Here is a 3212-nt window from a genome sequence, read left to right as displayed (position 1 = left end):
CAGTTTAATTCCGATCGAGGTGGAGTTTCCTGATATAGTTTTAAAAGCAGTCGGTTCAAGACAAAAAGACATGGTTACTAGGGGCGAACAAGGGGTAGAAGTGAGGAAAAACGAGAGCTTTTCTCTGGCTTCCTATCTAGAGGAAAAGCGGTTAATTGTCGAGTCAGCTTTAGATAGCTCTTTAGTTATCGGCAATCCTGCCAAAATCTACGAGGCGATGCGCTATTCTCTCCTCGCCGGTGGCAAACGGCTGCGGCCGATTTTATGTCTGGCTACCTGTGAATTGATGGGGGGTTCCCTAGAGATGGCTTTACCCACCGCTTGCGCCCTAGAAATGATTCACACTATGTCATTAATTCATGACGATTTACCCGCCATGGATAACGATGATTACCGACGTGGGAAATTAACCAACCATAAGGTTTTTGGCGAAGATATCGCTATTTTAGCTGGGGATGGTCTCCTAGCCTACGCTTTCGAGTATGTGGCTACCCAGACTCGTAATGTACCTCCCCTACAGATTTTAGAGGTAATTGCCCGTTTAGGTCGCACGGTCGGGGCAGCGGGTTTAGTGGGAGGTCAGGTTTTAGACTTGGAATCCGAAGGAAAACCCGATATTTCGGCAGAAACTCTCGGTTTTATCCATACTCAGAAAACGGGGGCCCTGTTGGAGACTTCTGTGGTGTCGGGGGCAGTTTTAGCGGGGGCAAAAGGGGAAGATATAGCTAAATTAGCCCGCTATGCCCAAAATATTGGCTTGGCTTTCCAAATTATCGATGATGTTCTCGATATCACGGCGACAAAGGAGGAATTAGGTAAAACCGCCGGTAAGGATCTACAGGCACAAAAAGCCACCTATCCCAGTCTCTGGGGGATAGAAGGGTCCCGCCAGCAAGCTCAACAGTTAATAGACAGTGCCATCGGTGAATTGAGTAGCTACGATGAGGCCGCTGAACCTTTACGGGCCATCGCCGAGTATATTGTTAATCGTAAAAATTAAATTAAACGAATGAGATTATGCAGGACTTCGAGCAGGTGTTACACAATCAAATACTGCTAGTCTCTCTTTTAGCTTGTTTCACTGCCCAGGGACTAAAAGCGCTGATTGAGTTAATCCGCGATGGTAAGGTGAGTCTGCGCTATCTAGTCTCGTCGGGAGGAATGCCTAGCGCTCACTCGGCGCTGGTGGGGGCCTTGGCGACTGGGGTAGGATTACAGATGGGTTGGTCTAGTCCCGAATTTGCGATTGCGGCGCTTTTTGCGGTTATTGTTATGTATGATGCGGCTGGAGTGCGTCAGGCAGCAGGAAAACAGGCCCGGATTCTCAATCAAATTATCGATGAAATGTTCCAGGAGGGCAAGGAATTTAACGAGGAACGTTTAAAGGAATTAATTGGTCATACTCCTTTTCAAGTGCTGGTCGGTTTAAGTTTGGGTATCGGTATCGCCCTGGTGCTGCTCTGTCATTAATTGAGGTGTTTTCTGGGGTTGAGATAAACTAGATTTAAGAACTGAAAATCCGGGGTAATCACTCATGTTACAATCCCTAAAAATTGAGGGCTTTTGCGGTTTTCAAAGTTTTGAGATGGCCAATCTTGGTACGCCAATTCAAATTTGAAACGCATCAGCAGCAATGTTTGAGATAGAGGCAAAAAGGAATCAAAGTTACAGGAATCCACTCAACAAAGTGCTGATAACTGGGTAAATTGGCACAAGCATCGCTCCAGTATTCAGCTACATGGTCTAAATAGGGTTTGCGGCAAAAAGTTTGTTGGTGGGGTTAGGAGTCAGTAGCCGGTCGTCAGTAGCCGGTCGTCGGGAGTTTCAGGCTTTGTTGCCCTCTCTTTTTTGTACCAACTTATGTACTATAATAAGGATAATGCAAGGTTTTTGATGGTCCCAATCCGATTTTCGCAGCATGAACATCGGATTTTAACAGGTCAAAAGCCTTATTTTAAAAGGGTTTTACCATTATTCAGCAAACCCTAAATAATCAGTTTTTAATAACCGGATTTAGTATTATTGGATAAGCCTTTCCACTGAGAAGATGTACCAGACTGAGCCTGAATCCGCCGTATGAAAAGCGATTAAAATCGTCATAATTTCCCCCAGACATAAGCTTATTTTTCGTTGTCGAGTCTTCAGTCCATAAGCAAGTAAGCTTTTTGAGCATTGAGGTGCAAATTATTGGCAAAAATCATCGACAGGACAGAATAAAGCATCTATACTAACTCTAGGGCAAGGTGGCTGAATGGTTTTCTGTTTTTCAGCAGATCACTTCTCCCTTTTCTTATCCCGAACTCAGGTTATATATAAGGAGAATAATTAACCATGACCGAAAATAGAGGACCGATTCCTGTAGTTGTCAACGGTGCAGCCGGCAAAATGGGACGGGAAGTCATTAAAGCCGTTGCTCGTGCCGACGATATGATCTTAGTGGGTGCAGTGGATCGAAATCCAGCTTTTCGAGGTCAAGATGTGGGGGAAGTGGCCGGTTGTGAACCCCTAGAAGTGCCGATTCTCGAGGATTTGCAGAGTGTTTTAGTCCTGGCAACTCAGGAAAAAGTGCAAGGGGTGATGGTGGATTTTACCCATCCCGACGGTGTTTATGACAATACCCGCAGTGCGATCGCCTATGGAGTGCGTCCCGTGGTGGGAACTACGGGATTATCGCCGGCACAACTACAAGATTTAGCCGAATTTGCCGAAAAAGCCAGCACCGGCTGTTTAGTTATCCCCAATTTTTCCCTTGGCATGGTTTTACTACAACAGGCTGCCGTGCAAGCATCCCGCTACTTTGATCATGTGGAAATTATCGAACTGCATCACAATCAAAAAGCAGACGCACCCAGTGGCACAGCCATTAAAACCGCCGAATTACTGGCAGAATTGGGTAAAACCTTTAATCCTGCCCAAGTTTCCGAAAAAGAAACCATCCCCGGCGCTAGAGGCGGTTTAACTGCCGAGAACATCCGTATTCATAGCGTGCGTTTACCCGGTTTAATTGCCCACCAGGAAGTCATTTTCGGTTCCCCCGGGGAAATCTATACCCTTCGTCATGATACCAGCGATCGCTCCTGTTATATGCCGGGGGTTCTCCTCTCTATCCGCAAAGTTACTCAGCTGCAATCCCTCGTCTACGGTTTAGAAAAAATTCTCTAAATTTAGAGAAAGGTAGTTCCTTAATAATTACAGCTGGCTGAATATCGGTG

General features: G+C 45.9%; 3 protein-coding genes. All 3 read left to right on the top strand.

Annotation, left to right across the window (positions count from 1 at the left end; translation table 11 throughout):
* Positions 1-70: 70 nt before the first annotated feature.
* The 3 genes from crtE to dapB all read left to right on the top strand — a co-directional run bounded on the left by crtE (position 71) and on the right by dapB (position 3162).
* On the top strand, positions 71-1000 hold the full coding sequence (gene crtE, locus PX481_RS25515) for a geranylgeranyl diphosphate synthase CrtE (protein WP_190356510.1): 930 nt from the start codon (positions 71-73) through the stop codon (positions 998-1000).
* A gap of 17 nt (positions 1001-1017) precedes the next feature.
* Complete coding sequence (locus PX481_RS25510) at positions 1018-1470, top strand: divergent PAP2 family protein (protein ID WP_079209560.1); 453 nt, start codon at positions 1018-1020, stop codon at positions 1468-1470.
* A gap of 861 nt (positions 1471-2331) precedes the next feature.
* Positions 2332-3162 carry a 4-hydroxy-tetrahydrodipicolinate reductase gene (gene dapB / locus PX481_RS25505; protein WP_288096753.1) on the top strand — a complete coding sequence of 277 codons (831 nt, stop codon included), beginning with the start codon at positions 2332-2334 and terminating at the stop codon, positions 3160-3162.
* Positions 3163-3212 lie beyond the last annotated feature (50 nt).

It is taken from the genome of Microcystis sp. M53603_WE2, from assembly GCF_030065435.1.
The sequence above is the reverse complement of the archived record's forward strand: the minus strand, read 5'-3'. Positions and strand labels throughout refer to the sequence as shown.

Coding starts and splice junctions, on each gene's coding strand:
- PX481_RS25510 (WP_079209560.1), top strand. CDS start 1,018: ATGCAGGACTTCGAGCAGGTGTTACACAATCAAATACTGCTAGTCTCT.
- dapB (WP_288096753.1), top strand. CDS start 2,332: ATGACCGAAAATAGAGGACCGATTCCTGTAGTTGTCAACGGTGCAGCC.
- crtE (WP_190356510.1), top strand. CDS start 71: ATGGTTACTAGGGGCGAACAAGGGGTAGAAGTGAGGAAAAACGAGAGC.